The organism is Herbaspirillum frisingense GSF30 (genome assembly GCF_000300975.2).
Lineage (GTDB): Bacteria > Pseudomonadota > Gammaproteobacteria > Burkholderiales > Burkholderiaceae_D > Herbaspirillum > Herbaspirillum frisingense.
The window spans coordinates 124,002-147,436 of record NZ_AEEC02000006.1 but is presented as its reverse complement, the minus strand read 5'-3'; the positions used below and the strand labels follow the sequence as shown (position 1 = coordinate 147,436).

23 protein-coding genes and 2 tRNA genes are annotated in these 23,435 nt (G+C 60.1%); 15 read left to right on the top strand and 10 right to left on the bottom strand.

The genetic code is table 11. The features are described 5' to 3' along the window. Nucleotides 1-10: 10 nt before the first annotated feature. Nucleotides 11-556 (bottom strand): VOC family protein, encoded by a 546-nt coding sequence (locus tag HFRIS_RS06455; RefSeq protein ID WP_006462464.1) that lies wholly within the window; start codon nucleotides 554-556, stop codon nucleotides 11-13. Nucleotides 557-732: 176 nt separating this feature from the next. Here HFRIS_RS06455 and HFRIS_RS06450 point away from each other — a divergent pair, with 176 nt between their 5' ends. Both HFRIS_RS06450 and HFRIS_RS25530 read left to right on the top strand, forming a co-directional pair. Further along, nucleotides 733-1,173, top strand: coding sequence for a MarR family winged helix-turn-helix transcriptional regulator (locus tag HFRIS_RS06450; protein WP_006462463.1), 441 nt, complete (start codon nucleotides 733-735; stop codon nucleotides 1,171-1,173). A gap of 108 nt (nucleotides 1,174-1,281) precedes the next feature. Next, nucleotides 1,282-1,527: a hypothetical protein gene (locus tag HFRIS_RS25530; protein WP_006462462.1), complete on the top strand. Its 246-nt coding sequence runs from the start codon at nucleotides 1,282-1,284 to the stop codon at nucleotides 1,525-1,527. A gap of 89 nt (nucleotides 1,528-1,616) precedes the next feature. Here the strand turns inward: HFRIS_RS25530 and HFRIS_RS06440 are convergent, their stop codons facing one another. Further along, nucleotides 1,617-2,039 (bottom strand): EamA family transporter, encoded by a 423-nt coding sequence (locus HFRIS_RS06440; protein WP_039874736.1) that lies wholly within the window; start codon nucleotides 2,037-2,039, stop codon nucleotides 1,617-1,619. Between the two features lie 265 nt (nucleotides 2,040-2,304). On the opposite strand from HFRIS_RS06440, the gene dinB reads away from it, so the two are divergent. Beyond that, nucleotides 2,305-3,450: a DNA polymerase IV gene (gene dinB, locus HFRIS_RS06435; protein WP_039874696.1), complete on the top strand. Its 1,146-nt coding sequence runs from the start codon at nucleotides 2,305-2,307 to the stop codon at nucleotides 3,448-3,450. Nucleotides 3,451-3,621: 171 nt separating this feature from the next. On the opposite strand, the gene HFRIS_RS25415 is transcribed toward dinB, so the two are convergent. Together HFRIS_RS25415 and HFRIS_RS06430 are read right to left on the bottom strand one after the other, a co-directional pair. Next, nucleotides 3,622-3,768, bottom strand: coding sequence for a hypothetical protein (locus HFRIS_RS25415; RefSeq protein ID WP_158243267.1), 147 nt, complete (start codon nucleotides 3,766-3,768; stop codon nucleotides 3,622-3,624). A gap of 117 nt (nucleotides 3,769-3,885) precedes the next feature. Continuing rightward, entirely contained in the window at nucleotides 3,886-5,445 is a 1,560-nt protein-coding gene (locus tag HFRIS_RS06430) for a sensor domain-containing diguanylate cyclase (protein ID WP_006462459.1), read from the bottom strand. 192 nt (nucleotides 5,446-5,637) lie between these two features. Here HFRIS_RS06430 and HFRIS_RS06425 point away from each other — a divergent pair, with 192 nt between their 5' ends. Together HFRIS_RS06425 and HFRIS_RS06420 are read left to right on the top strand one after the other, a co-directional pair. Continuing rightward, the gene (locus tag HFRIS_RS06425; RefSeq protein WP_006462458.1) at nucleotides 5,638-5,985 is read left to right on the top strand and encodes a hypothetical protein; all 348 of its coding nucleotides are present in this window, start codon (nucleotides 5,638-5,640) and stop codon (nucleotides 5,983-5,985) included. 87 nt (nucleotides 5,986-6,072) lie between these two features. Continuing rightward, complete coding sequence (locus HFRIS_RS06420; protein ID WP_006462457.1) at nucleotides 6,073-6,486, top strand: response regulator; 414 nt, start codon at nucleotides 6,073-6,075, stop codon at nucleotides 6,484-6,486. 86 nt (nucleotides 6,487-6,572) lie between these two features. Here HFRIS_RS06420 and HFRIS_RS25935 read toward each other — a convergent pair whose 3' ends face one another. After that, a complete protein-coding gene (locus tag HFRIS_RS25935) occupies nucleotides 6,573-6,707 on the bottom strand; it encodes a hypothetical protein (protein ID WP_255411858.1) in 135 nt (44 codons plus the stop codon). A gap of 349 nt (nucleotides 6,708-7,056) precedes the next feature. Between HFRIS_RS25935 and HFRIS_RS06415 the strand changes: the two genes are divergently transcribed. The 4 genes from HFRIS_RS06415 (at nucleotide 7,057) to HFRIS_RS06400 (ending at nucleotide 10,789) form a co-directional block, all read left to right on the top strand. Next, entirely contained in the window at nucleotides 7,057-7,743 is a 687-nt protein-coding gene (locus tag HFRIS_RS06415) for a GntR family transcriptional regulator (protein WP_006462456.1), read from the top strand. 296 nt (nucleotides 7,744-8,039) lie between these two features. Further along, on the top strand, nucleotides 8,040-8,834 hold the full coding sequence (locus HFRIS_RS06410) for a phytanoyl-CoA dioxygenase family protein (protein WP_006462455.1): 795 nt from the start codon (nucleotides 8,040-8,042) through the stop codon (nucleotides 8,832-8,834). A gap of 109 nt (nucleotides 8,835-8,943) precedes the next feature. Continuing rightward, nucleotides 8,944-9,741, top strand: coding sequence for an SDR family NAD(P)-dependent oxidoreductase (locus HFRIS_RS06405; RefSeq protein ID WP_039874694.1), 798 nt, complete (start codon nucleotides 8,944-8,946; stop codon nucleotides 9,739-9,741). A 37-nt stretch (nucleotides 9,742-9,778) separates the two neighbouring features. After that, nucleotides 9,779-10,789: a TRAP transporter substrate-binding protein gene (locus HFRIS_RS06400; RefSeq protein ID WP_006462453.1), complete on the top strand. Its 1,011-nt coding sequence runs from the start codon at nucleotides 9,779-9,781 to the stop codon at nucleotides 10,787-10,789. Between the two features lie 145 nt (nucleotides 10,790-10,934). Here the strand turns inward: HFRIS_RS06400 and HFRIS_RS06395 are convergent, their stop codons facing one another. Then, a complete protein-coding gene (locus HFRIS_RS06395; RefSeq protein ID WP_039874691.1) occupies nucleotides 10,935-11,645 on the bottom strand; it encodes a GntR family transcriptional regulator in 711 nt (236 codons plus the stop codon). Nucleotides 11,646-12,063: 418 nt separating this feature from the next. Between HFRIS_RS06395 and HFRIS_RS06390 the strand changes: the two genes are divergently transcribed. Continuing rightward, nucleotides 12,064-12,735 (top strand): hypothetical protein, encoded by a 672-nt coding sequence (locus tag HFRIS_RS06390; RefSeq protein WP_006462451.1) that lies wholly within the window; start codon nucleotides 12,064-12,066, stop codon nucleotides 12,733-12,735. Nucleotides 12,736-13,211: 476 nt separating this feature from the next. On the opposite strand, the gene HFRIS_RS06385 is transcribed toward HFRIS_RS06390, so the two are convergent. Both HFRIS_RS06385 and acs read right to left on the bottom strand, forming a co-directional pair. Then, nucleotides 13,212-13,302: transfer RNA gene (locus HFRIS_RS06385), tRNA-Ser, on the bottom strand. A 186-nt stretch (nucleotides 13,303-13,488) separates the two neighbouring features. Next, entirely contained in the window at nucleotides 13,489-15,471 is a 1,983-nt protein-coding gene (acs, locus tag HFRIS_RS06380) for an acetate--CoA ligase (protein WP_006462450.1), read from the bottom strand. Between the two features lie 445 nt (nucleotides 15,472-15,916). Here acs and HFRIS_RS06375 point away from each other — a divergent pair, with 445 nt between their 5' ends. The 4 genes from HFRIS_RS06375 (at nucleotide 15,917) to HFRIS_RS06360 (ending at nucleotide 19,246) form a co-directional block, all read left to right on the top strand. Then, on the top strand, nucleotides 15,917-16,537 hold the full coding sequence (locus tag HFRIS_RS06375) for a YqhA family protein (RefSeq protein ID WP_006462449.1): 621 nt from the start codon (nucleotides 15,917-15,919) through the stop codon (nucleotides 16,535-16,537). Nucleotides 16,538-16,569: 32 nt separating this feature from the next. Further along, the gene (locus tag HFRIS_RS06370; RefSeq protein ID WP_006462448.1) at nucleotides 16,570-18,111 is read left to right on the top strand and encodes a fumarate hydratase; all 1,542 of its coding nucleotides are present in this window, start codon (nucleotides 16,570-16,572) and stop codon (nucleotides 18,109-18,111) included. A 37-nt stretch (nucleotides 18,112-18,148) separates the two neighbouring features. Then, the gene (murI, locus tag HFRIS_RS06365; RefSeq protein ID WP_039874689.1) at nucleotides 18,149-19,042 is read left to right on the top strand and encodes a glutamate racemase; all 894 of its coding nucleotides are present in this window, start codon (nucleotides 18,149-18,151) and stop codon (nucleotides 19,040-19,042) included. Between the two features lie 128 nt (nucleotides 19,043-19,170). Beyond that, nucleotides 19,171-19,246, top strand: a tRNA-His gene (locus tag HFRIS_RS06360). Between the two features lie 150 nt (nucleotides 19,247-19,396). Here HFRIS_RS06360 and HFRIS_RS06355 read toward each other — a convergent pair. Together HFRIS_RS06355 and HFRIS_RS06350 are read right to left on the bottom strand one after the other, a co-directional pair. After that, the gene (locus HFRIS_RS06355; RefSeq protein WP_006462446.1) at nucleotides 19,397-20,062 is read right to left on the bottom strand and encodes a response regulator; all 666 of its coding nucleotides are present in this window, start codon (nucleotides 20,060-20,062) and stop codon (nucleotides 19,397-19,399) included. A 398-nt stretch (nucleotides 20,063-20,460) separates the two neighbouring features. Beyond that, nucleotides 20,461-21,270, bottom strand: coding sequence for a ferredoxin--NADP reductase (locus HFRIS_RS06350; protein WP_006462445.1), 810 nt, complete (start codon nucleotides 21,268-21,270; stop codon nucleotides 20,461-20,463). 356 nt (nucleotides 21,271-21,626) lie between these two features. On the opposite strand from HFRIS_RS06350, the gene HFRIS_RS06345 reads away from it, so the two are divergent. Further along, nucleotides 21,627-23,402: an autotransporter assembly complex protein TamA gene (locus tag HFRIS_RS06345; protein ID WP_006462444.1), complete on the top strand. Its 1,776-nt coding sequence runs from the start codon at nucleotides 21,627-21,629 to the stop codon at nucleotides 23,400-23,402. Nucleotides 23,403-23,435 lie beyond the last annotated feature (33 nt).

The following is a 23,435-nucleotide window of genomic DNA, read 5'->3' as shown; positions in this document are numbered from 1 at the left end:
ACGGCTTGCTTCAGCGGGCCTGCTCACTGAATTCATCCGCATGCATCCATGCGGCATGGCGGGGCGCGCGACGGGTGCGCGACCACTCTTCCAGCATGTCCCACTTCACCGCGTCCAGCCGCTGCAACTGTTCCGGCGTCGCGCAGTCGGCGGCCAGTTCGACCCGATGACCATTGGGATCGAAGAAATAGATGGACTTGAAGATGGTGTGATCGGTGATACCGACCACCTCGATGCCATCGGCCTGCAGCCGCTGCATGACCTCACGCAGCGTGACTTCGCTGTCGACCTTGAAGGCGATGTGCTGGACCCAGGCGGGTGTATTGACATCGCGCCCCATGGGCGGCGAGGCGGGAATCTCGAAGAAGGCCAGCACATTGCCCTGGCCAGCATCCAGGAACACATGCATGTAGGGATCGGGCGCCTTGGTCGAGGGCACCTGGTCTTCGGCAATGGCCAGGATGAAATTCATGTTCAGGTATTTTCCATACCACTCCACGGTCTGCCTGGCATCCTTGCAGCGGTAGGCAACGTGGTGGATACGATCGATATGCATGGTGGATCTCCTCGGACGGGCGCAGCCCTGATTAGTAACGGTTGTTACTATATGGATGCATGAGGAGTGCGGTCAACGCGCAGGCGCTACCGATGGACAAGCTTCGCAGCGGGAATTGATCTGCATCAAGCCCTGCCCGACTTTGGCGGTTTGGTAACGTCTGTTACCATGTCGGAATGAAACTGCAAGCATTCTTTCCCTACCAGCTGGCGCAACTGGCCGAGGCCGTCAGTCGCTCGGTCGCCTCGGTCTACGCCGACCGCTTCGGCCTGAGCCGCGACGAGTGGCGCATCCTGGCCGCGTTGGCCGAACAGGGCCAGATGCAGGCCAGCGATCTGGTACCCCATACCTCACTGGACAAGATGCAGGTCAGCCGTGCCTTGGGCCGGATGGAAACGGCAGGCCTGATCCTGCGCGAACCCAGCCCGGAGGATGCCCGTGCTCGCATCGTCAAGCCGACCGCCCAGGCGCGCAGGCTCTACCGCAAGATCGTGCCGATGGTCGAAGAACGCGAGGCCTATCTGCTGCAGGCGCTGAGCGCCAGTGAGCGCGAGGTCCTGCTGCGTGCCATGCAAACGATACGCACGCGGGCCATGGAACAGGACGCTGCCCAATGATGAGCCTTGTCAGGCCTTGGCTGACGCGGGATTGCGAGCCTGCCTGATGCACGCGGTGGGTGGCTGGCGCTATCGTGAATGCTCTGGACTATCTTGAGGAGAACAGCGATGAACCAGCTTGAAAATCGGCCAGAAAATCAACGTGATCCCGCCAATGCGCGCACCGATCAGCCAGTGCGCCCCGGTGAGGCGCCGACGGTAACGCAGTTCGAGAAGGAAGAGAAAGACCATGAAGGCACGCTGGGCGGACAACCGCCCCTGCACGCCCCGGCCGGAATCCAGCGTAGCGGTCGGGGCGGGGTACTGGTCGAGGAAGGCGCGCTGGCGGGCAAGCCCGACACGTCCAAGCCTTGACGCAAGGACGGGCGGAGCATTCGGAGTGGATGGGCAGCCGCCCTCCCCGCCCACGATCCGGCTTCTTCGAGTATTCCCCTCTTTACGTATCACCCGCGCGATATCACCACCAAGCCCAGCGCGATCAAACCCGCCCCTGCCAGCTTGGCCGGGGTGATCGCCTCGCGCAGGATCCACCACGCCAGCAGGACGGCCACGATCACGCTGCCCTTGTCGATCAACGCGACCGTCGAAACGTCACCCATCTTGATCGCCTTGTAATAGAAAATCCAGGAGCCGGCGGTCGTCACCCCGGAGAGGCCGAGCCAGAAGAAGTTCTTCCATGTCAGCGCTTCCAGCTGCGAGGCCGGTACGACGACGCCTGCGAACAGCAGTACGAACAGGAACACGAAGCAGGTCCGTATCGCCAACCCCAGGTCGCCCGAGATGCCGGTCAACCCAAGCTTTGCAATGACTGAAGTAAAGCCGGCGAAGGCCATCGAAATAAATGCATACGCGACCCAGCGCTCCATCTTGTTATCCCTCACGGCAGGTTGATTGGTGCCGGGCGACCGCATTCCGGCCAGCCCGGGTTGAACCGTCAAATTACCATGAGCTGCGTGTTTTCTGCTGCAGGGGGGTGCGCTGTGTTCTTCACCCCCTCCTGCCCGGACACGATCAGCCGCACGAGTGGAACGGGATACGCCGGCTTTCGCAGGAAATAGCGGATTCTGGATACAATCACCCCTTTTCCGGCTTTCCCCATCACGAACCCTGGCAGTTCGGTCCCTGAAGAACATGTCCCCTGCGCGGCGCATAGCTCATATCGACATGGATGCATTCTTTGCGTCTTGCGAACTTTCGCGTTATCCACAACTGCGTGGCCTGCCCATGGTCGTCGGCGGGCGACAGACGCACGCGCCCAAGGCGCTGGAAGATGGCACGCTGGAATTCGCCAGGCTCAAGGATTACGTCGGCCGGGGCGTGCTGACCACGGCGACCTACGAGGCCCGTGCGCTGGGCGTACATTCCGGCATGCCCACCATGCGCGCGGCGCGCCTGGCGCCGGAGGCCATCCTGTTGCCGGTCAATTTCGAGCTGTATCGCCAGTATTCCCGCCGTTTCAAGGACGCCATCAGGGCCATCAGCCCCATCATCCAGGATGTCGGCATCGATGAAATCTATACCGACATTTCCTTGCTGGAGGCAACATCGGAAGACATCGTCGCGATGTTCAAGCGCTCGGTCTTCGAGGCCACCCAACTGACCTGTTCGGTCGGCATTGCCCCCAACAAGCTGCTGGCCAAACTGTGCTCCGATATCCAGAAGCCGGACGGCTTCACCATCGTGACGATGGAGGACATCCCGGATCGCATCTGGCCCATGCCGGTGAGCAAGATCAACGGCATCGGCCCCAAGTCGGCCAAGAAGCTCGATGCGCTGGCTATCCGGACCATCGGCGAACTGGCCGCCTGCCGGGAAGACTGGCTGGTGGAGAATTTCGGCCGGAGCTATGGCGCCTGGCTGTATCGCGTCTCCCATGGCATCGATGATCGACCGGTGGTCACCGAGTCCGAACCGGTGTCCATGAGCCGCGAGACCACCTTCGAACGTGATCTCGATGCCGTCCGCGACCGCAATGAACTGGGGGCGATCTTCACGCGCTTGTGCGAGCAGGTGGCGGCCGATCTGGACCGCAAAGGCTACCTCTGCCGCAAGGTCGGGATCAAGCTGCGCTTCAAGGATTTCTCGACCGTGACCCGCGATGCCACGCTGACGGCGGCGACGGCCGATGCACGGGAGATCAGGAAGGCCGCCGGCAATTGCCTCAAGCGCATCGTTTTTGACCAATCCATCCGCCTGCTGGGAGTCAAGGCAAGCGGCCTGCTCAAGCCGGGTGCTGCCGAACCGGCGCAACCGGTGCAGTTCCAGCTGGACATCTGATACGGGCATCCGGTCACCCCGGGTGGGAAGGCTGCCCCCTCCCCACTTGCATCGAATCCCGTTCAAAACGTATGCGCGACCATCTCCTGGAGGGCGGGTGCGAACCGGGTGTAGATCTCGCTGGCGAGGTGGAGCAGTGCTGCGGCCATGATGTTCTCCTTGTCTGATCAGTTAGAACGAGAAGCCGCCGAGGGCGCCCATGACCTGGAAGAACCACCATTCATCCGGGCTGTGATATTGGCCGGCGGTAGCCGCTTCGGCCACGGTGCTTGCCATCAGGCTGACGACGGCGACGAAGTAGAAGAGGTAGAAGCGCATGGTGTTCTCCGATGACTGGGGTTTCGATAGGTAGTCATCTTGGCCTGCGCCGGTTACGGCCCGGTTGCATCGGGACGCGGAAAAGTTACAGCTGAAACATGCGGGATTACGGCATCTCTACGCCGACCAGACCAGCACTGGCGGGCGGTAGGTGAACTCCCGGTAGACCGCCCTTCCACGCCCGTTTTCCTTGGCGACATAGAGCGCCTTGTCTGCGACCTCCACGATTTCCCGGGGCTGGAATGTGAAGCCCTTGTCCGACTCGATCGAGCTGATGCCGACGCTCACGCCAACCACGCCGTCTTCACTGGAGGGGTGGGTAATGGCCAGTGCCCTGACGGCGGCGCAAATTCTTTCGGCGACAACGGTTGCGCCCGCCCGGCCGCATGCCGGCAGTAGGACGGCGAATTCTTCGCCACCGTAGCGGGCCACCACATCGACTTCGCGCCTGGCCGCCTCGGCGATGGCAGCGGCCACCTTCTGCAGACACTGGTCCCCTGCAACGTGCCCATAGCTGTCGTTGTACTTCTTGAAGTGATCGACATCGATCATGAGCAACGAGAGTGCTCCACCTGAACGGCCGAAGCGCGCCACTTCCAGCTCCAGCAACTCGTCGAAATAGCGCCGGTTGATGGCGCCGGTCAGTCCATCCCGGCGCGACTGCACCTGCAGCAGCTGGAACATCTTTTCCAGATTCTCCTGGGCGGTCACGGCCTCGGCCTGTGCGCGCTCACGCAGGGCAACCTGGGTCACCATCTTGCTGCCGCCGTAGCAGACGGCCAGGAGCAGGAAGCTGATACCGACGGCCTTTTCGATGGCGTGACGCGTCCAGTTATGGAGCACTTCGTCCTTCGACACCGCCACGATCATGAAAAGCGGGTAATTGGTCAGGTGCTTGAAACTGTTGATCCGCACCACGCCATCCTGGGTCGAGCGAATCTCGACCGCACCGGAATCGGCCAGCTTGACGTGCTGCTGGAACAAGGGGGAATCGGTCAAAGACTTGCCCATCGAATCGGCCAGCAGCGGGCGCCGATAGAGGACGGTGGCCGCATTGGTACCGAACAGGATGGCCCCCTTCTTCCCGATATCGAACTGGTGATAAAAACGCTCGAAGAAGTTGATGTCCAGCGTCGCCAGAACGACACCCCCAAAGCTTCCATCGGGCTTGTCGATGCGCCTGCTCATCGTCAGCACCCAATGGCCGGTCGACTTGCTGCGCACGGGCTTGCCGATGAAGGCGGTATTCAAGCGCTGCTCCTTGTGGTGGATGAAATAGTCGCGGTCGCTGTTATTGAACCGGCTTTCAAGGACCGGTTGCGACGTGGCGACCCAGGCACCCTTCTCGTCATAGATGAACAGCCCCGCCAGTTGCGGGACATCACTGACGTTCTGGACCAGAAAGTTGTGCAGCCGTGTCCTGTCGGCAGCTGATTTGCCGGTACTGATCGACTGCTCCAGCGCGGCCTTGAGCACGATATCGACTTCGTCCAGCGCCTGGTCCGCATGCTGCGAAAGCGCCACGGCCATGTTGGCCGTCGACCGGAACGAGTCCTCGATCACCGTTCGGCGCTCGTGCCAGCTGGACCAGCCTTCCAGACCGACGATGATGAGACACACGACAATGACGAACCGCTTGGCCGCTTTCGACGCCACCTTGATAGCACAAACGTCCATGACTGCTCCCTTCAACGGTGACGTCCAATGGGCCCATTATTGATTGGCCGTTAAGGATCAAGTATCAGAAATTACCTGAGCTGCAACACCCAGAGGGGGCGAATGGGCAGGATCGACGTTGTGCAGGCGCTAAGGATTATCCTGATGGCATGAATTCTCCAGGGGCGTATAACGACGCCCATGGGAGAAAAAATGCTAAATAGTCATGCGCAGGACGTCGCCGGCCGGTACATGTTGATCGTGACCAGACTGGCGGAGATGGCTGGCGCCAACCTGATCGTAGGAGATCTGGTCCGGGCGGCTACCAGGAATTGCCTCATCGCGATGCATGCTGCGGGAGCGGAGTGCGCCGAAATCCGGCGCTGGGTCGGCGGCCTGATCGGCGAACACATCAGCTCATCGGCAATTCCGAATGCGCGGGCAATGGATACCTGGGTCAATGCCAGAAATCACATGGAATTCCTGCTCTTCATCGAGGAGCATGATGAGCTGGCGGGACGCGCCGGCTTCAATGCGCACAGAGCGACGACTTTCCATTGATTCGCGCCATCGTGCGGGAAGGGCATGGGCAAACCATGCCTCGGTCCGCGCAGATATGTCTTATTCAATTTCGCTCGTAGGCTTGTCATGAACCCGAAGTCGGCTGCCGCTACCATCCTGGTGATCGAAGACAATGTGTATGTCAGGTCCCTGCTCGCCGATGTGTTCGAGATGGAGGGCTATAGCGTGCTCCAGGCCGGACAAGGCGCTGAAGCATTGGCGGTCATGGAGGGCCAGCGGGTCGACGTCATCCTGACGGACCTGCGCATGCCGGTCATGGATGGGCTGACGTTCGCCACAGCGCTCAGGGCGGATGGCCGTTATCGGCACATCCCTATCGTCTTGCTGAGTGCCACGCCGCTGACGGACTCCCGGGCTACGCTGAAGTTGTTTTCAGCGTTCCTGTGGAAGCCCTGCCCGCTGGAGGAAATCATTCACACGGTACGCCAGGTACAGCTTGATGCGAGTGGAAATCCGGATATCGGCAAGCCGGCAGCCTAGACCAGCGGGGTCTGTCAAAAAAACTGCTGCTGCCAAGGGCAAGCAGCCCACACCGCCGAAGCGGCCTACGCTGCTTGCCACCTTGTTCAGTCCAGTGCCTGCCATGCCGAATACAGCGTGCTCTGGAGCACTTCTCCAGCCCTGAAGGCGCGTTGCGCCTGGGCCGCCACGTACATCGCACCTGGGAACAGCTGATGGTCGCACTCTGAGGGGGGCGACATCCATCACCCTGCCCGCAGGGCATCATCAATCAGCCTCTGAATCAGCGCTGTTTCCGCGTCAAGCTCCAGCCGAATACAGGCGCTGCGCCGAGCGCCCCCAAATTCAGAATTCCAATTTAGTGACCCAATTACGTTAATTGAGATATTTATCTCGAAATAGCCAAGAAATATTTATTAAAATAACAATATAACTAGCACCCGTTGAAGTTTTTGCATCAGAGCCGTGCAATAAAATTCAAGACCAATCCGCCATTTACCCCGTAATTACGGCGTTTTTCGCGCCAACAATCGTTGACAGTCCAAAAACCGCTGCCTATTATTCGAGTTCGGAATACGGAATTCAATAATCATGACTATCGAAGACACCTCCCCGTTCATTGATCAGGTATTCGAGCAGTTGCTGACCTCGATCGCCCTTGGAACGCTGAAGCCCGGGCAACGAATTCGGCAAGCCGAGTTGGCGGCGGAACTGAGCGTGTCCCGGCAACCGATAAGTCACGCACTACAGCTCCTTAAACACGAAGGCCTAGTGCAGGATTCGGGACGGCAAGGACTGGTCGTGTCCCCTATCGATCCGGATTACATGAAACAGATGTATCAGGCCAGGAAGGCGCTGGAAGTCACTGTTGCCGGGCTTGCCGCACAACGCGTGGCCGACAGGATCGCCACGCCCGAACAGGTCATGGCGCTCAAGGCTGCGCTCATGGAAGGGAAAAGAGCTTATGCAAGCGGCGAGCCACTGGCGAACCTGGTGAGAGCAGATCTGGAATTCCATCGCGCCATCTATCGCCTCTCCGGAAATCACGTCATCGAGCAAATGATGAATACGCGCTGGGCGCACCTGATGCGATCCATGCTCATCGTATTGGACGAGCCGGAAACCCCGGGCAGAGCGTGGGAAGAGCATGAGGAACTGACCGAATACCTCCTGTCGGGAAACGTCCTCGAAGGAAGCGATTTGGCCGCGCGTCACATGCAGAGGGCGAGTAACGACATGTACCGACGACTTACGAAGTTTACGGAATCCGCCGATTAGGGCCTGCTCACATTTAATCTGCGAGATGCGTTGGCCCCAGAAGGCGTGGTGGCAAGGCGCGCCTTCTGGGGCCAACCCTCCGGGAGAGGCCGCCAAGCGTCGCCTGCCGTTGTTGCAGCTCCTTGCCGTAGCACCACTACGGCGCGTCGCTGCGCCTAGGCAGACAACGCTTGGCGACCTCTCGCACTCGTAGATTAAATGTGAGCAGGCCCTAGTTTCGGTATTCACAGTAACGACTGACTGGCTCGATTACACCGGGTCACGGGGTCGCTTTTTCTTAAAAAATGGAGACGCACATGCAACTGACCAAACAACAACTCGCCGAGTTTGACGAACTGGGCTACATCTTTTTACCGGAGTGCTTCCCCGTGGAGCAAGTGGAAGCGCTTCGCGCGGCGGCCAGTGATGTCTTTGCTCAACATCGCGCCGAAGTCTGGCGCGAAAAGGACGGCGCACCCCGGATGGCCTTCGCCTGCCAGCAATACAGCGAAGCGTGCAAGCTGCTTGCATCAGACGAGCGCCTGGTCACCCCCGTCGAGCAATTGTTTGGCGAGCGCTGCTATCTCCATCAATTCAAGATCAATGCGAAAGCCGCGTTCACGGGCGACGTATGGCAATGGCACCAGGATTTCCCCACATGGCATAAGGATGACGGAATGCCGGAACCTCGCGCGATGAACATCGCCGTGTTTCTGGATGATGTCATGCCGATCAATGGTCCCCTGATGGTCGTTCCACGAAGCCACAAGGCGGGAGCACTGGAGTCGTCTCACGACGTCAAGACCACGTCCTATCCGCTCTGGACCCTGGACAACAAGACGGTTACCGATCTGGTTGAACGAAACGGCATCGCGACCCCGACCGGCAAGAAGGGCGGAGTGCTGATGTTCCACGCCAACATCGTGCATGGCTCCGCTGGGAATATCACGCCCTACCCTCGCCGCATCGCCTATCTGACCCTGTCTGCACTCTCCAACGCGATCGTCAAGCCGACTCGCCCGGACTTCATTGCTCACCGCGATTTCACGCCTGTCCAAAAAACATCTCCCAAGGACTTCGAGGAGTTTCTCGCCAGGGAAGTGACGGCCTGAGGCCGGAAGACCCGATTGGGCTGGCAGAGAGAGCCCCGAGATATCGGCGAAGCGGCATGCAGGAGGTCGCCTCGCCGTCTTATGAAACCGCAAGAGCCAAAGGATTTGTATGTCGTCAAGAATGAAGGGCAAGGTGGTCATTGTCACTGGAGCCGGCTCGTCCGGGCCAGGCTGGGGAAATGGAAAAGCCGCTGCTGTGCTGTACGCCCGGCACGGGGCGTCGGTGCTCGCCGTAGACAATCGAATGGAAGCCGCACAGGAGACGGCCGAGCTGATTTCTGCCGAAGGGGGGAAGTGCGTCGCCGCCCGGGCCAACGTCGCCAGCTCCGAAGACGTCAAGGAAATGGCAGAGCGATGCGTCAGGCAATTCGGCCGCATCGATGTCTTGCATAACAACGTGGGCATCGTCGAAGTCGGTGGTCCGATCGAGACTGAAGAGGAGTCCTGGAATCGGGTGATCGCAATCAACCAGTCGAGTGTCTTTCTAACCTGCAAGCACGTCATCCCGCACTTGCTTGAGGCAGGCGGCGGTTCGATTGTGAACATTGCCTCAATTGCTGCAATTCGCTGGATCGGCTTTCCCTACCTGGCATACAGCGCCGCCAAGGCAGCAATGATTGCGATGACCCAGAACATTGCCGTGCAGTACGCCCCACAAGGGATACGGGCAAATTGCATCCTGCCGGGATTCATGAATACGCCACTGATCCAGGAACCGCTTAAAGAAACCTACGGCGGCAATGTCGACGAGATGATCGACAAAAGAGATAAGCAAGTCCCAATGGGAAAGATGGGCGATGGATGGGATACGGCTTATGCAGCACTATTCCTCGCCTCTGATGAATCCAAATACATCACGGGAACGAGTCTCGTGGTCGACGGCGGACTGACAGCACGCTGCGCTTAAAAAAATGGCAACCAGCTAAAATAATACGGAGACAATCATGGATCAAAAACGTCGCACCATCATCGCCGCGGGCGCCGCGCTCGGGCTTTCCGGCATCGCCGCAGCACCTCTATATGCCGCCGGCCCCACCTACTCTTTCAAGGTCGGGACAAACGTACCGGTCAGCCATCCAATCTACCTACGCCTGATGGAGGCCGCCGAGCGGGTGAAATCGGACACCGGCGGGAAGGTGGAAATGCGCATTTTCCCCAATGGCCAGCTCGGCGGTGATACCGAAATGCTCAGCCAGGTGCGCAGTGGCGGAATGGATTTCCTTACGTTGCCCGGCGTGATCCTGGCGACGATGGTTCCAATGGCATCGCTGAACAGCGTAGGCTTTGCGTTCTCCGATTACCCCTCTGTCTGGAAAGCCATGGATGGCGGTGTCGGCGATCTGATCCGGGACAAAATCAAGGCGACCGGACTGGTGGTCATGGACAAGGTCTGGGACAACGGTTTCCGCGAGATCACCTCACAATTCCCGATCAGCAGCCCCACCGATCTGCAGAAAGCACGCATTCGCGTGCCGGTCAGCCCGCTGCTGGTATCACTCTTCAAGTCGCTGGGAGCCGCGCCTACGCCGATCAACTTCAGCGAGTTGTATTCCGCACTTCAAACCAGAATCGTGGAAGCCCAGGAGAACCCCCTCCCTATCGTTGCGACAGCCAAGCTATATGAGGTGCAAAAATTCTGCTCGCAGACTTCCCATGTCTGGGATGGTTACTGGTTACTGGCAAACGGTCGCGCCTGGCAGGGGCTTCCGCAAGATCTGCGCGAAGTCGTCGCGAAGAACATGAATGCTGCTGCAATCGCACAGCGTGCCGACAGCGAGAAGCTGGCCATCACGCTCATGAAAGAGCTCGAACAAAAGGGACTCAAATTCAATAAACCCGATCCAGCACCTTTCAGGAAAAAACTCGCGGAGGCTGGCTTTTACACCGAGTGGAAGAAGAAGTTCGGCGCGGAAGCATGGGCGGTCCTGGAGACCTATTCCGGCAAGCTCGGCTAACTCGACCAGGCGCGGATGAAGATCGCGGATCCAGAGGACAGCCAATAGCGTCCCAATCCATCAGGAAGCGGCGAGATTTGTGTTCGTGGTTCCGCGATCTTCAGGGATCAGGACAATCATCCTGAGGCGACCAATACCAAGACTTTCAGAGATGAGAGGGCTGTGCAAGAACCTCTTCAAGGTGCTTGCACAGCGCAATGCCACCCCGCTGCACGTGCCTCGATACCAGTTCCGAAGCCTCCAGAACGGAACCACGCAAAACACAATCTGCGATGGCAGCATGCTCTTCCCACGCAACCAGGATATCCGCCCTGGCATGGATGGTGATCAAGGCCCGCATGATGTGAGCCCAACGACCATTCATCATCTGCTCGATCACCGTATTTCCGGACAGCCTGTAAAGCGCGACATGAAACTGGAACTCCGCCATGGCAATCTCCGGCGCCGGCGCATGTGCGCTCACCTTATCTTGACCGGCGACGAGCATCCGCCGCAGGAATTCGCACTCATCGTCATTCGCACGATGATCTGCAACACGTTGGGCCGCCAGCGCCGCTGCGCTTGCCTCCAGCGGTCTGCGCGCCTGAAATAGCAAGCGCATGTACTCCGGTTCAATCGGTGTGACCTGAAGTCCTTGACGACCAGAATCCTGCAGCAAGCCCTCATGTTTGAGCAGCTGCAAGGCATGGCTGATGGGTTGGCGAGAAACCTTGAGCTGGCTCGCCAATACCGACTGACGAATTCTCTCGCCCGGCTCAAGCTTGCAGAAAGCAATGTCGAAGAGAAGCACATCGAAGACTTGCTCGATAAACGGCGGGCTATCCTCCACTGCTTCGAGGCTTGTATTTGATTCCATGCTTGTTGATTATCGGTGCTGAGTGAGCTATCCCCCGGGAGATCCCCGAGGATGCGCGATTACCACTTGTTGGATCGAATCCTGATTTGCAAACCGTTTTTGATGAGTCTCAGGATTGCAGCGGTATTGTAACAAGCGATCTCGCGTCGATGACCAAGCTTACAGGCATCACGCAAAGCCATCCGAGGCGATCCTCTCAAAAGGACTACACGCAACGAAGGGACATGGGACGTCGGAATGCGAGGCCCAATGAGGCGAAAACCCACCCAAAAATTCTCAATTTGCGAGAATTTACCGAATTGCGAGTGAAATGCGTTTTTATTTACAAGTTCAAGCACACGATTTCTTTTCATACTGCCGGTGGTACATGTAACGCACTGCACCGCGAACTGACCCAACCTATCAAGGAGTCACTGCAATGATGATCACGGCAGCCCAGGCCTCGGCACTTGTAGCATCCAAACCAAATTCCTTTGCGCCTCCAACCCCATCAAAGCCGGACAACAACCCAGTAGAAGAGTCAGCCAAGGTTGCCATTTCTTCCGAGGCTGTGCAGAAAGCCGCCGAGAGTGAAGCCCAGAGTAATGAAGTTGAAAGTGCATATCGGCTGACTGGCCCTGCTACCCTATTAAGCTCCATAGCCCCTGTCGCTTACCAGATGCCGGAAGCCCTGATAAACGAAATGAAGGTCCGGGCTAGCGAGGAGGCTACCCGCAACGCGATTAACTCGCAGTATGCCAACGCACATCAATACCAGACCGTGGGACAGGTCCTGGTGAATGGCAAATTATTTGCAGAAGTGAATGATGCGGGCGGTTATGGGTCGATACAGAACTCTATTCCTGGGCTGAGTGATGCGCCGCTTAATCCGCAGGACCGACTCAAGGAGATAGCTCAAGCCGTGAAGGAAAAGGGAAATGTTGAAATCAGATATTCCGATTTTGTCCCGGGTCTAGGTGGCCAGGGAGGTTCAGCAGCGCCGGAATCCATGCTCCCGGCGTTCACGGCGCGAAACATTCATGAGATCTTCGCAGAGGCTATTGGAGAGGCCAAGCGCCTGCGCTCCGCGTCGCTGCCGCAGTCAGAGTAAGACCACTGCCCTCTGCATAATGGCCAGACCCGACCTCGGGTCGCTTTCGGTACACGCAGCTTTAGCCTGATGGGATAAGCTTTAGAGGACCCCGACGCTGCGTGCGAAATATTCGAGCATACCGTGTGCACTACCGGCGAGATGGGCAAAACGCTAGAGCGTAGCCGCGAAAAAAAGCCCCCAGCCTCCATTCGAAGCTCGGGGTTCAATGTTTGCGCCATCCGGGAGCGGCCAAATGCAATTAAGCGCTCTGGATTGGGGGAGGTATACCTGCAGCAGGTTTTCGGCAACTGAGCCAAGCTGTTGAAACGGACGATATGAGCAGCAGAGCGAGGGGAAATAAAATTTGCGAGCAAAACATGTCGCAGAGGAACCGCGCAGCCCGTTCAACGAAGGAACGTCCAATTCGTATGTGAGCGTTTGTATGTGGGATCAAAAGCAAAAACGGGCCGCGAAGGCCCGTTTTGCTTGATTCCTGGCGGAGAGGGGGGGATTCGAACCCCCGATAGGCTATGAACCTATACACGCTTTCCAGGCGTGCGACTTAAACCACTCATCCACCTCTCCTGGATTTGTGTTCGCGTTCAGCGAAGCCATGCATTATAGCAAGCTTCCGAAAGAAGCCAAGTCTTTTCTAAACATTTTTCCAAAAAGACCATAAAAAAGCCGGCAGGCATGGGCCCGAATCCATCTCGCCCTGCCCTGCCGGCTTGCAGGCGGCCGTTTGCGACCGCCCTTCCGTGCCGTTGTCGCTTACTGCGCTTCCTTCAACTGATCCAGGATGGCCGGGTTTTCCAGCGTGGAGACGTCCTGCGTGATCGCTTCGCCCTTGGCCAGCACGCGCAGCAGACGGCGCATGATCTTGCCGGAGCGGGTCTTGGGGAGGTTGTCGCCGAAACGGATTTCCTTGGGCTTGGCGATCGGGCCGATTTCCTTGGCGACCCAGTCACGCAGCTCCTTGGCGATCTGCTTGGCCTCCTCACCGGTGGGACGCGGACGCTTCAGGACCACGAAGGCGCAGATCGATTCGCCGGTGGTTTCGTCCGGCTTGCCCACCACGGCGGCCTCGGCCACGATGCTGTTGGCCACCAGCGCCGATTCGATTTCCATGGTGCCCATGCGGTGACCGGAGACGTTCAGCACGTCGTCGATGCGGCCGGTGATGGTGAAGTAGCCGGTCTCCTTGTTGCGCACCGCGCCGTCGCCGGCGAGGTAGATGTTGCCACCCAGCTCCTCGGGAAAATAGCTTTTCTTGAAGCGCTCGGGGTCGTTCCAGATGGTACGGATCATCGAGGGCCATGGGCGCTTGACCACCAGGATGCCGCCATTGCCATTGGGGATGTCATTGCCGGTCTCGTCGACGATGGCTGCCGTGATACCCGGCAGCGGCAGCGTGCACGAACCCGGGACCTGCGGGGTCGCACCCGGCAGGGGCGAGATCATGTGACCACCGGTCTCGGTCTGCCAGAAGGTATCGACGATGGGGCATTTCTCCTGGCCGACGTTCTTGTAGTACCACATCCAGGCTTCCGGGTTGATGGGCTCACCCACCGAGCCCAGGATGCGCAGGGACGACAGGTCGTACTGCTTGGGATGGACCTTCTCGTCGGCATCGGCGGCCTTGATCAGCGAGCGGATGGCGGTCGGTGCGGTGTAGAAGATGGTGGCCTTGTGGCGCGCCACCATGTCCCAGAAGCGTCCGGCGTTGGGATAGGTCGGCACGCCCTCGAAGACGATCTGGGTCGCACCCACGGCCAGCGGGCCATAGGCAATATAGGTGTGGCCGGTGATCCAGCCGATGTCGGCGGTACACCAGTAGACATCGTCGGGCTTGATGTCGAAGGTCCACTTCATGGTCAGCACGGCCCACAGCAGGTAGCCGGCCGAAGCGTGCTGCACGCCCTTGGGCTTGCCGGTGGAACCGGAGGTGTAGAGGATGAACAGGGGGTGCTCGGCATCCACCCATTCCGGCTCGCAGACGTCGGACTGGTTGGCCAGCACGTCGGAGAGCCAGAGGTCACGGCCTTCGACCCAGTTGATCTCGGCACCGGCACGCTTGTAGACGACCACGTGCTTGAGGGTATCGCAGCCCCCCATGGCCAGGGCTTCATCGACGATGGACTTCAGGGCCAGCTGCTTGCCGCCGCGGACCTGGTAGTCGGCAGTCAGCACGGCCACGGCACCGGCATCGATCACGCGCTCGTGCAGGGACTTGGCGGAGAAGCCGCCGAACACCACCGAGTGGGTGGCACCGATGCGGGCGCAGGCCTGCATGGCGGCCACGCCTTCCACCGACATCGGCATGTAGATGACCACACGGTCACCCTTCTTGATGCCCAGCGATTTCAGGCCATTGGCGAACTGGCAGACCTTCTGGTGCAGTTCGCGGTAGGACACGCGGGTAACCTTGCCATCGTCGGACTCGAAGATGACGGCGGTCTTGTCGGCATTGCCGTTCTCCAGGTTCACGTCCAGGCAGTTGTAGGAGACGTTGACCTGGCCATCGGCGAACCATTTGTAGAACGGTGCGTTCGATTCATCCAGGGTCTGGGTGAAGGGCTTGTGCCACTTGAGGTTGTCCTTGGCCAGTCTGGCCCAGGTGCCTTCGTAATCCTTGGCGAATTCGGCGTTCAGGGCCTGGTAGGCCTCCATGCCGGAAATGGCGGCGTGCTTGACCAGCTCGGCCGGCGGTGCGAATACGCGGTTTTCTTGCTTGAAAGTTTCGATGTCTGCCACGGTAGTCTCCACTAGGTTTGTTTTTGCTTTCCGCAAAACATAGGCCGTTTCACTTACTCAGTCCTTACACATGCAGCGCCGTCATGGCGCGCAAACCCGCCTGCATCAACGTCTTGCGGGCCGCGCAGGCGCTTGCGCGGGCACTTGGCCGGGTAACGGCGCGTGCCGGCGAGGCATGTCGGTCCTGGCCTCCAATGACGAAGACCTTCATATTGCCCTTATGTTCAGAACAACATTTGTGCATTTTGGCACAGGCCGGTGTTTCCCGCAGGCACCTGTCTGCTCAGTTTTGATCCAGGCCGGGATGAAGCTGTCGCGACGGATTCTGCCCAAGGGCGTGTAGAATACGGCCCCAAATCCGAGACCGAGCGGGTAGCGTTCGCCCGGCGACATAATCGGATACCGCACTCACTCGCCAGAATTCATCCAGCGTACTCCTGACACCATGACCAGCCCGTCGCCCAAGACACCCCGCAAGATCGGCATCCTGCCCAACCTGATTTTCATGAGCCGCTGGCTGCAGCTGCCGCTGTACCTGGGCCTGATCCTGGCGCAATGCGTCTACGTCTATCACTTCTGGGTCGAACTGTCGGACCTGATCGGCGCGGCCATGGGCAGTGCCAGCTCGCTGGACCATATCCTGGATGCGGTGGCCATCCCCGGCGCCACCCGCCCCGACAAGCTCAACGAGCAGACCATCATGCTGGTGGTACTGGCCCTGATCGACGTGGTGATGATTTCCAACCTGCTGATCATGGTGATCGTGGGCGGCTATGAGACCTTCGTCTCGCGCATGAACCTGGAAGGCCATCCCGACCAGCCGGAATGGCTGTCGCACGTCAATGCCTCGGTGCTCAAGGTCAAGCTGGCCACGGCCATCATCGGCATTTCCTCGATCCACCTGTTGAAGACCTTCATCAACGCCAACCTGTATGACGCCAAGACGCTCATCGCGCAGACCGGCATCCATATCGCCTTCCTGCTCTCGGCCATGGCCATTGCCTATTGCGACCGCCTGATGGTGCATCCCGGCGCACATGGCGATGATCCATCCCAGAAGCACTGAACCCGTATCACCCAAACCTGAGAGAACCAGCCATGACCATCATCAAGCAAGACGATCTCATCGAATCCATAGCCGCCGCGCTGCAGTACATCAGCTACTACCATCCGGCCGACTACATCGCCCACCTGGCCCGCGCCTATGAGTCCGAGCAGAGCCCGGCAGCCAAGGATGCAATCGCGCAGATCCTGACCAACTCGCGCATGTGCGCCGAGGGCAAGCGTCCGATCTGCCAGGACACCGGCATCGTCAACGTGTTCCTGAAGATCGGCATGGGCGTGCGCTTCGAGGGCTTCTCGGGTTCGATCGCCGACGCCGTCAACGAAGGCGTGCGTCGCGGCTACTCGCACCCGGACAACGTACTGCGCGCCTCGATCGTGGCCGACCCGCAGTTCGAACGCAAGAACACCAAGGACAACACCCCCGCCGTGATCCACATGGAACTGGTACCGGGCAACACCGTGGACGTCCAGATCGCCGCCAAGGGCGGTGGCTCCGAAAACAAGACCAAGTTCGTCATGCTGAACCCTTCCGACAACCTGGTGGACTGGGTCCTGAAGACCGTGCCGACCATGGGCGCCGGCTGGTGCCCGCCGGGCATGCTGGGCATCGGCATCGGCGGTACCGCCGAGAAGGCCATGCTGATGGCCAAGGAAGTGCTGATGGAAGACATCGACATGTACGAGCTCTTGAAGCGCGGCCCGCAGAACAAGACCGAAGAGCTGCGTATCGAGCTCTATGAGAAGGTCAACGCACTGGGCATCGGCGCACAGGGTCTGGGCGGCCTGACCACGGTGCTGGATGTGAAGATCATGATGCACCCGACCCACGCGGCTTCCAAGCCGGTGGCGATGATCCCCAACTGTGCGGCGACCCGTCACGGTCACTTCGTGCTGGACGGCTCCGGCCCGGCCTACATGGAACCGCCGTCGCTGTCGGACTGGCCCGAAGTGCACTGGGTGGCCGACACCGAGAAGTCCAAGCGCGTCAACCTGGATACCCTGACCAAGGAAGAAGTCGCCTCCTGGAAGCCGGGCCAGACCCTGCTGTTGAACGGCAAGATGCTGACCGGCCGCGATGCAGCCCACAAGCGCATCCAGGACATGCTGGCCAAGGGCGAGAAGCTGCCGGTGGACTTCACCAACCGCGTGATCTACTACGTCGGCCCGGTCGACCCGGTGCGCGACGAAGTGGTGGGCCCGGCGGGTCCGACCACCGCCACCCGCATGGACAAGTTCACCGACATGATGCTGGAACAGACCGGACTGATCTCGATGATCGGCAAGTCCGAGCGCGGCCCGGCCGCCATCGAGGCGATCAAGAAGCACAAGTCGGCCTACCTGATGGCCGTGGGTGGTTCGGCCTACCTGGTGTCCAAGGCGATCAAGTCGGCCAAGGTGCTGGGCTTTGCCGACCTGGGCATGGAAGCGATCTACGAATTCGACGTCAAGGACATGCCGGTGACCGTGGCCGTCGACGCCAAAGGTATCTCGGTGCACAACACCGGGCCGGCCGAGTGGAAGGAAAAGATCGCCCAGAGCATCTCCCTGTCCAAGATCCCCGTCACCACCGCCTGAGCCACGCCAGACGATCCGCAGGAGCGCGCGCAGCACCATGAATGAAGCAGCCAAACAAGCCGCCGCGCCTTCCGCAGGACAATCTGCCAGCCCGCCCCCGATGCCGACCGCAGCCGATGCCGCGGTCGGCATTTTCGATTCGGGCGTCGGCGGCTTGTCGGTGCTGCGTCATATCCAGGCCGCCCTGCCCCGCGAAAAGCTGCTCTACTTCGCCGACTCCGGCTACGCCCCCTACGGCGACAAGAGCGAAGCCCAGATCGTGGAACGGTCGCTGGCCATTGCCGCGTTCTTTGTCGGCCAGCAGGTCAAGGCGCTGGTGGTGGCCTGCAATACCGCCACCGCCGCGGCGATCCAGGCCATTCGCGCCCAATGGCCGCGGCTGGTGGTGGTCGGCATCGAACCCGGTCTGAAGCCGGCCGCCCAAGAGACCCGCAGCGGCACCGTGGGCGTATTGGCGACCCGCAGCACGCTGGCCAGCAAGCGCTTTGCCTTGCTGCAGCAGCAGATGGAGGAGCAGTACCGGGTGCGCTTCCTGCCGCAGGCCTGCGTCGGCCTGGTGGACCTGATCGAAAAAGGCGAACTGTACTCGCCGGCCACGGTGCAATTGCTGGAGCGCTACCTGCAGCCGCTGCTGGACCAGGGCGCCGATACCCTGGTACTGGGCTGCACCCACTACCCCTTCGTGCGGCCGGCCATCGAGAGCGTATGCAGGCGTCTGGCGGGCGAAGTGCCGGACATCATCGATACCGGCCAGGCCGTCACCCGGCAACTGGCCCGCCTGCTGGAAACACAAGGATTGCTGACGCAGGCCGCTACCGGCTCGCTGGCCGGCTTCACCACGGCCAGCCAGTCCACACTGGAAAACGCCTTCCGCAGCCTGCTGCAGCTGGCACCACCGGTTCAGGCCCTGCAGCCGCAAGACGGCGCCTGAAGCGGGCAAAAAGGAAATGTTCGGCGAACTTTCCTTTTTGCATCGAAATTATGTTGCCATTCCTCGCAAGTGTTTGTATAATCTTTTGCTTACTTGATGACGGACGCAAGTCTGTCTGACAGTCGACGGTGGCTGTAGCTCAGTTGGTAGAGTCCAGGATTGTGATTCCTGTCGTCGTGGGTTCGAGTCCCATCAGCCACCCCAAGTATTCAAGCAAAAAGCCCGGTCCTGATGACCGGGCTTTTTGTTTTTCATCGCACCTGCATCGGGCGCACCGCATCCCTCCTGCCCTCAAGTCCGCCACCGGATGTCCGTCCACCTCTTTGGGGGGAAGAAACATCCGGCCGCGCCCGCCTAGTTGATCATCCCGGTCGAATACGCATACTTGATCAGGTCGGCATCGGTACTCAGGCCCAGCTTGCGCATCGCATTGTTCTTGTGAGTGCTGATGGTACTGGGCGTGCGCGACAGACGTTCACATATCTCGCCCAGCGACTGACCTTCCACAAACAGCCGGACGACCTCCAGCTCGCTCTGGGTCAATTCGCGCACCAGTCCGAAGCCCTCCCCCTGGGCCCAGCTCATCTCCAGCTCGCCGCGCAGCGACACGGGGAAGTACAGTTGCTTGCTGCTCTGCGTGGCCAGGCAGGCGTTGATCAGTTCATCCGTCTTTTCGCGCTTGTTGATGACGGCGAATACGCCCATCCGGTACAGGCGACGGATCACGGCGCCATTGTTCATCGCCGTGTAGACGATCAGCTTGGTCGAGGGATGTTCGTTCTTGATTCGCTTGACCAGCGCAAAGCCGTCGGAATCGTCGCTGTCGTCGGCCGGCATGGCGAAATCGGTGATGACGATCTCGCATGGTGCGCGCTTGAGCGCCGCGAGCAGCGCTTCCCCCGTATCCACCTCCAGATCGATGCGTATTTCCGGCAGGCGTGCCAGCTCGCTCCTGAGCGCGCCGAGCACGATAGGATGGTCGTCGGCAATGGCTACGTGCAGGATCTTCTTCAAATTCATGCTACCCCCAAATGGTTCAATTAACTGACAGGTGGCGACTTCGCAGACCTTCGCCCGAAATCGCTCTCCCATGAAGTGCCGTGGCTTGATGCCCTCGATTTCCTTTCATCGATGTCGGCTCCCCTCGTCTGTCGACACCATGGCGGCATCGAAAAACTTCCATCAGTAGGAGATAGACAAATTCTGGGGAAAATAGAAAGGAAATCGCGATATTGCGGCTGAAAATCGAATTTATACGAGGTGTCAATAGCAGAAGGATGCGGCAACTTCACTTTCCATGGCGATTTCAACAACAATCGGGCCTTATCGTCGACGGATGTCGAGATTGCGCAGAATTGAGAGGGTGGGACGATGATGGCCGACCAGCGTGGCGCCGTCGGCCGGCCTGAAATCAACAGTCACCAGTAGTCTTCGGTCACGAACTGACCACCGCCAGTGCGACGCAATGGCCCCATGCCACGCTCGCGCAGCAGTTCGCGCACCTCGGTGACCATCTCGGGATTGCCGCAGGCCATGACGCGCGTCTGTTCCACGCTCAGCGGCAGGCCGGCGGCCTGCTCCAGCCGCCCCTCCTTCAACAGCGTGGTGATGCGACCAGCCAGCCAGCCCGGGGCATCAGGCAGGGCATCATCACGCGTCACGCAACGCAGCAGCTGCAATCGCGCTGGCCAGCCCTGCTGGCGGGCGTGCTGACGCAGCTGTTCGAATTTGTCGGCATAGGCCAGTTCCTCGCGCTGACGAACGCCATGCACGATGACCAGTTCATCGAAGCGCTGCCAGACATCGGGCTGCTGCAGGATGGAGACATACGGCCCCAGCCCGGTGCCGGTGGCCAGCATCCACAAGTGGCGGCCATCGACGAAGCGGTCGGCGGTCATGAAGCCATAGCTGAGCCTTTCCACCCAGACCGGGTCCCCTGGCTGCAAGGCTGCGAGGCGCGTGGTGAACTGGCCGCCAGGGACCACGATGGCGTAATACTCCACCTGGTCCTCCTGCTCGGCCGAGGTGATGGAATAGGCGCGCGAGACGATCTGGCCATCGATCTCCAACCCCAGACGGGCAAACTGGCCGGCCGTGAAACGGTAACCGGCCGGACGCGTGGTGCGAAAGCTCAGCAACTTGTCGGTCCAGCGATGAACCGACAACAAGCGCTCGCAACTGGCCTTCTCCGAATACACATCAATATTCACACTGCTGACACTACTCACACGACTCTCCTTCGATTGACCGCACTCACCTGTCCACGAGGGAAGCGATGTGCAGCTTTGGTCCGCAATACCTGCCCGGGCGACGCTGCAGGCACATTACAATAGCGGGATGAACAAGGCGGTGGATCGCCCTGCCCATGTCGCCAGGACCTGTCATCGCCACAGGAACCCGCGACGCCGCAGTGAGACATGGCCCGGGAATGAAGCGCCTGCACCGGTGCCGGCCAGGAACTATCCGCGCCGCACGCCGGTCAGGCCTTGGTGGCATGAACCACCAAGCCCTCCATCCTACCCGACTTGCCCCAAGGGGCGGCAGGCCGGCCGCCTCAACCGATAAACGAAGATGCAGTGAATCAATGACCTGGACCCGTCACCTGGCCATCGCCTTCCTCTGGTGTGCCGCCGATACCGCCTATGCCGCCTACAAGGTGGAGATCGAAGCGCCCAAGCCGGTGCAGTCGCTGCTCAAGGATTTCCTGGACCTCTCGCGCTATCAGGACCGCGACGACATCAGCGACGAGCAGCTCAAATTCATGATGGATACCGTTGGCGACCAGGTGCGCGAACTGACCTCGACCGAGGGCTATTTCGCGCCCGTCACCAAGGTCAGCGTGCAGACCGAGCCCGCCGCGGCCGATCAGCAGCCGCTGCGCCGCATCAAGCTCAGCGTCGACCCCGGCCCGCGCACCGCGATCAGCAGCGCCGACATCACCGTCACCGGCGTGGCCGCCCGTGAAGACGCGGCCCGGGTGGCTGCCCTGCGCGAGAACTGGTCATTACCGCCGGGCCAACCGTTCCGCCAGGAAGACTGGGACAAGGCCAAGAATGCCGGCCTGGACCAGCTGCAGCAAAAGAAATACGCAGCCGCCCGCATCGCCTCCTCCCAGGCCCGGGTCGATCCGGACGAACACCAGGCCGACCTGTCGGTGCGCTATGAGAGCGGCCCGGCCTTCACCCTGGGGCCCTTGCAGATCACCGGCACGCGCCGCTATCCCGAGACCATCATCCGCAACGTCAATCCGCTCAACATCGGTGAAGCCTATGACGTCGACCGCCTGCTGGCGCTGCAGCGGCAGATCCAGAATACGCCCTACTTTTCCAACGCCATCGTGGCCATCGACGATGACCCCGAACACCCGGACCTGACACCGGTCAAGGTGCAGGTCACCGAGTTTCCGACCCAGCGCATCCGCACCGGCGTGGGCTATAGCACCGACACCGGCGCCCAGGTCGAAGGTCGCTATTCGCATTACAACGTGTTCAACAAGGCCTATGTCTTCGACAGCCAGGCACGGCTGGAGCAGAAACGCCAGTACGGCATGATGTCCCTGGCCATGCCGCCGGATGAAAAGGCCTTCGTCAACAGCCTCAATACCTCCTACGACCGCACCAAGCTGGAAGGCATCGACCTGCGCAGCCAGCAGATCGGGCTCAAGCGCGCCCGCAACAGCGAGAACTACGACACCACCTATTCGCTGACCTATTACCGCGATGAGCTGAGCCAGGAGGACGGCAGCACCCTGCCCGCCAATACCATCGTCACCCCCGGCAAGCACCGGGCGCTGGTGCCGGGCTTCGCCTGGTCACGCCGCAATGTGGACAACCCGATCTTTCCGCGCCGGGGCAACCTGCTGACGCTGGAAGCCGGCTTCGCACTCAAGGGCTTGCTGACCGACCAGAGTTTCAGTCGCCTGTATGGCCGCTTCAAGCAGTTCGTGCCGGTGGGCAAGCGCGACATCGTGGTCTTGCGCGCAGAACTGGGCGGCGTCTTCACGGCCGGCAGTGCCGGGGCGGTGCCGCCCTCGCTGCTGTTCCGCACCGGCGGCAACGATTCGGTGCGCGGCTATAGCTACCAGAGCATCGGCAACGAGCAGAACGGTACCGTCTATCCGACCAAGTACCTGGCTGTGGGCAGTTCCGAATACCAGCGCTGGTTCAGCGAGAAATGGGGCGCGGCGGTGTTCTACGACATCGGCGCGGCCGCCGACAACTGGAACAACAAGACCTTCTATCACGGTGTGGGCACCGGTGCACGCTGGCGCAGTCCGGTGGGGACGCTGAACCTGGACCTGGCCTATGGCATCCAGAAGCGCCAGATCCGTCCACACATCTCGCTGGGCATCGCGTTCTGACGCAGGCGCCAGAATTGCCCAAACGATTTATAT

Excerpts from the sequence above, each read along its gene's own strand:
- HFRIS_RS06455 (WP_006462464.1), bottom strand. The coding sequence starts at position 556 with ATGCATATCGATCGTATCCACCACGTTGCCTACCGCTGCAAGGATGCC.
- HFRIS_RS06450 (WP_006462463.1), top strand. The coding sequence starts at position 733 with ATGAAACTGCAAGCATTCTTTCCCTACCAGCTGGCGCAACTGGCCGAG.
- HFRIS_RS25530 (WP_006462462.1), top strand. The coding sequence starts at position 1,282 with ATGAACCAGCTTGAAAATCGGCCAGAAAATCAACGTGATCCCGCCAAT.
- HFRIS_RS06440 (WP_039874736.1), bottom strand. The coding sequence starts at position 2,039 with ATGGAGCGCTGGGTCGCGTATGCATTTATTTCGATGGCCTTCGCCGGC.
- dinB (WP_039874696.1), top strand. The coding sequence starts at position 2,305 with ATGTCCCCTGCGCGGCGCATAGCTCATATCGACATGGATGCATTCTTT.
- HFRIS_RS25415 (WP_158243267.1), bottom strand. The coding sequence starts at position 3,768 with ATGCGCTTCTACCTCTTCTACTTCGTCGCCGTCGTCAGCCTGATGGCA.
- HFRIS_RS06430 (WP_006462459.1), bottom strand. The coding sequence starts at position 5,445 with ATGGACGTTTGTGCTATCAAGGTGGCGTCGAAAGCGGCCAAGCGGTTC.
- HFRIS_RS06425 (WP_006462458.1), top strand. The coding sequence starts at position 5,638 with ATGCTAAATAGTCATGCGCAGGACGTCGCCGGCCGGTACATGTTGATC.
- HFRIS_RS06420 (WP_006462457.1), top strand. The coding sequence starts at position 6,073 with ATGAACCCGAAGTCGGCTGCCGCTACCATCCTGGTGATCGAAGACAAT.
- HFRIS_RS25935 (WP_255411858.1), bottom strand. The coding sequence starts at position 6,707 with ATGTCGCCCCCCTCAGAGTGCGACCATCAGCTGTTCCCAGGTGCGATG.
- HFRIS_RS06415 (WP_006462456.1), top strand. The coding sequence starts at position 7,057 with ATGACTATCGAAGACACCTCCCCGTTCATTGATCAGGTATTCGAGCAG.
- HFRIS_RS06410 (WP_006462455.1), top strand. The coding sequence starts at position 8,040 with ATGCAACTGACCAAACAACAACTCGCCGAGTTTGACGAACTGGGCTAC.
- HFRIS_RS06405 (WP_039874694.1), top strand. The coding sequence starts at position 8,944 with ATGTCGTCAAGAATGAAGGGCAAGGTGGTCATTGTCACTGGAGCCGGC.
- HFRIS_RS06400 (WP_006462453.1), top strand. The coding sequence starts at position 9,779 with ATGGATCAAAAACGTCGCACCATCATCGCCGCGGGCGCCGCGCTCGGG.
- HFRIS_RS06395 (WP_039874691.1), bottom strand. The coding sequence starts at position 11,645 with ATGGAATCAAATACAAGCCTCGAAGCAGTGGAGGATAGCCCGCCGTTT.
- HFRIS_RS06390 (WP_006462451.1), top strand. The coding sequence starts at position 12,064 with ATGATGATCACGGCAGCCCAGGCCTCGGCACTTGTAGCATCCAAACCA.
- HFRIS_RS06375 (WP_006462449.1), top strand. The coding sequence starts at position 15,917 with ATGACCAGCCCGTCGCCCAAGACACCCCGCAAGATCGGCATCCTGCCC.
- HFRIS_RS06370 (WP_006462448.1), top strand. The coding sequence starts at position 16,570 with ATGACCATCATCAAGCAAGACGATCTCATCGAATCCATAGCCGCCGCG.
- murI (WP_039874689.1), top strand. The coding sequence starts at position 18,149 with ATGAATGAAGCAGCCAAACAAGCCGCCGCGCCTTCCGCAGGACAATCT.
- HFRIS_RS06355 (WP_006462446.1), bottom strand. The coding sequence starts at position 20,062 with ATGAATTTGAAGAAGATCCTGCACGTAGCCATTGCCGACGACCATCCT.
- HFRIS_RS06345 (WP_006462444.1), top strand. The coding sequence starts at position 21,627 with ATGACCTGGACCCGTCACCTGGCCATCGCCTTCCTCTGGTGTGCCGCC.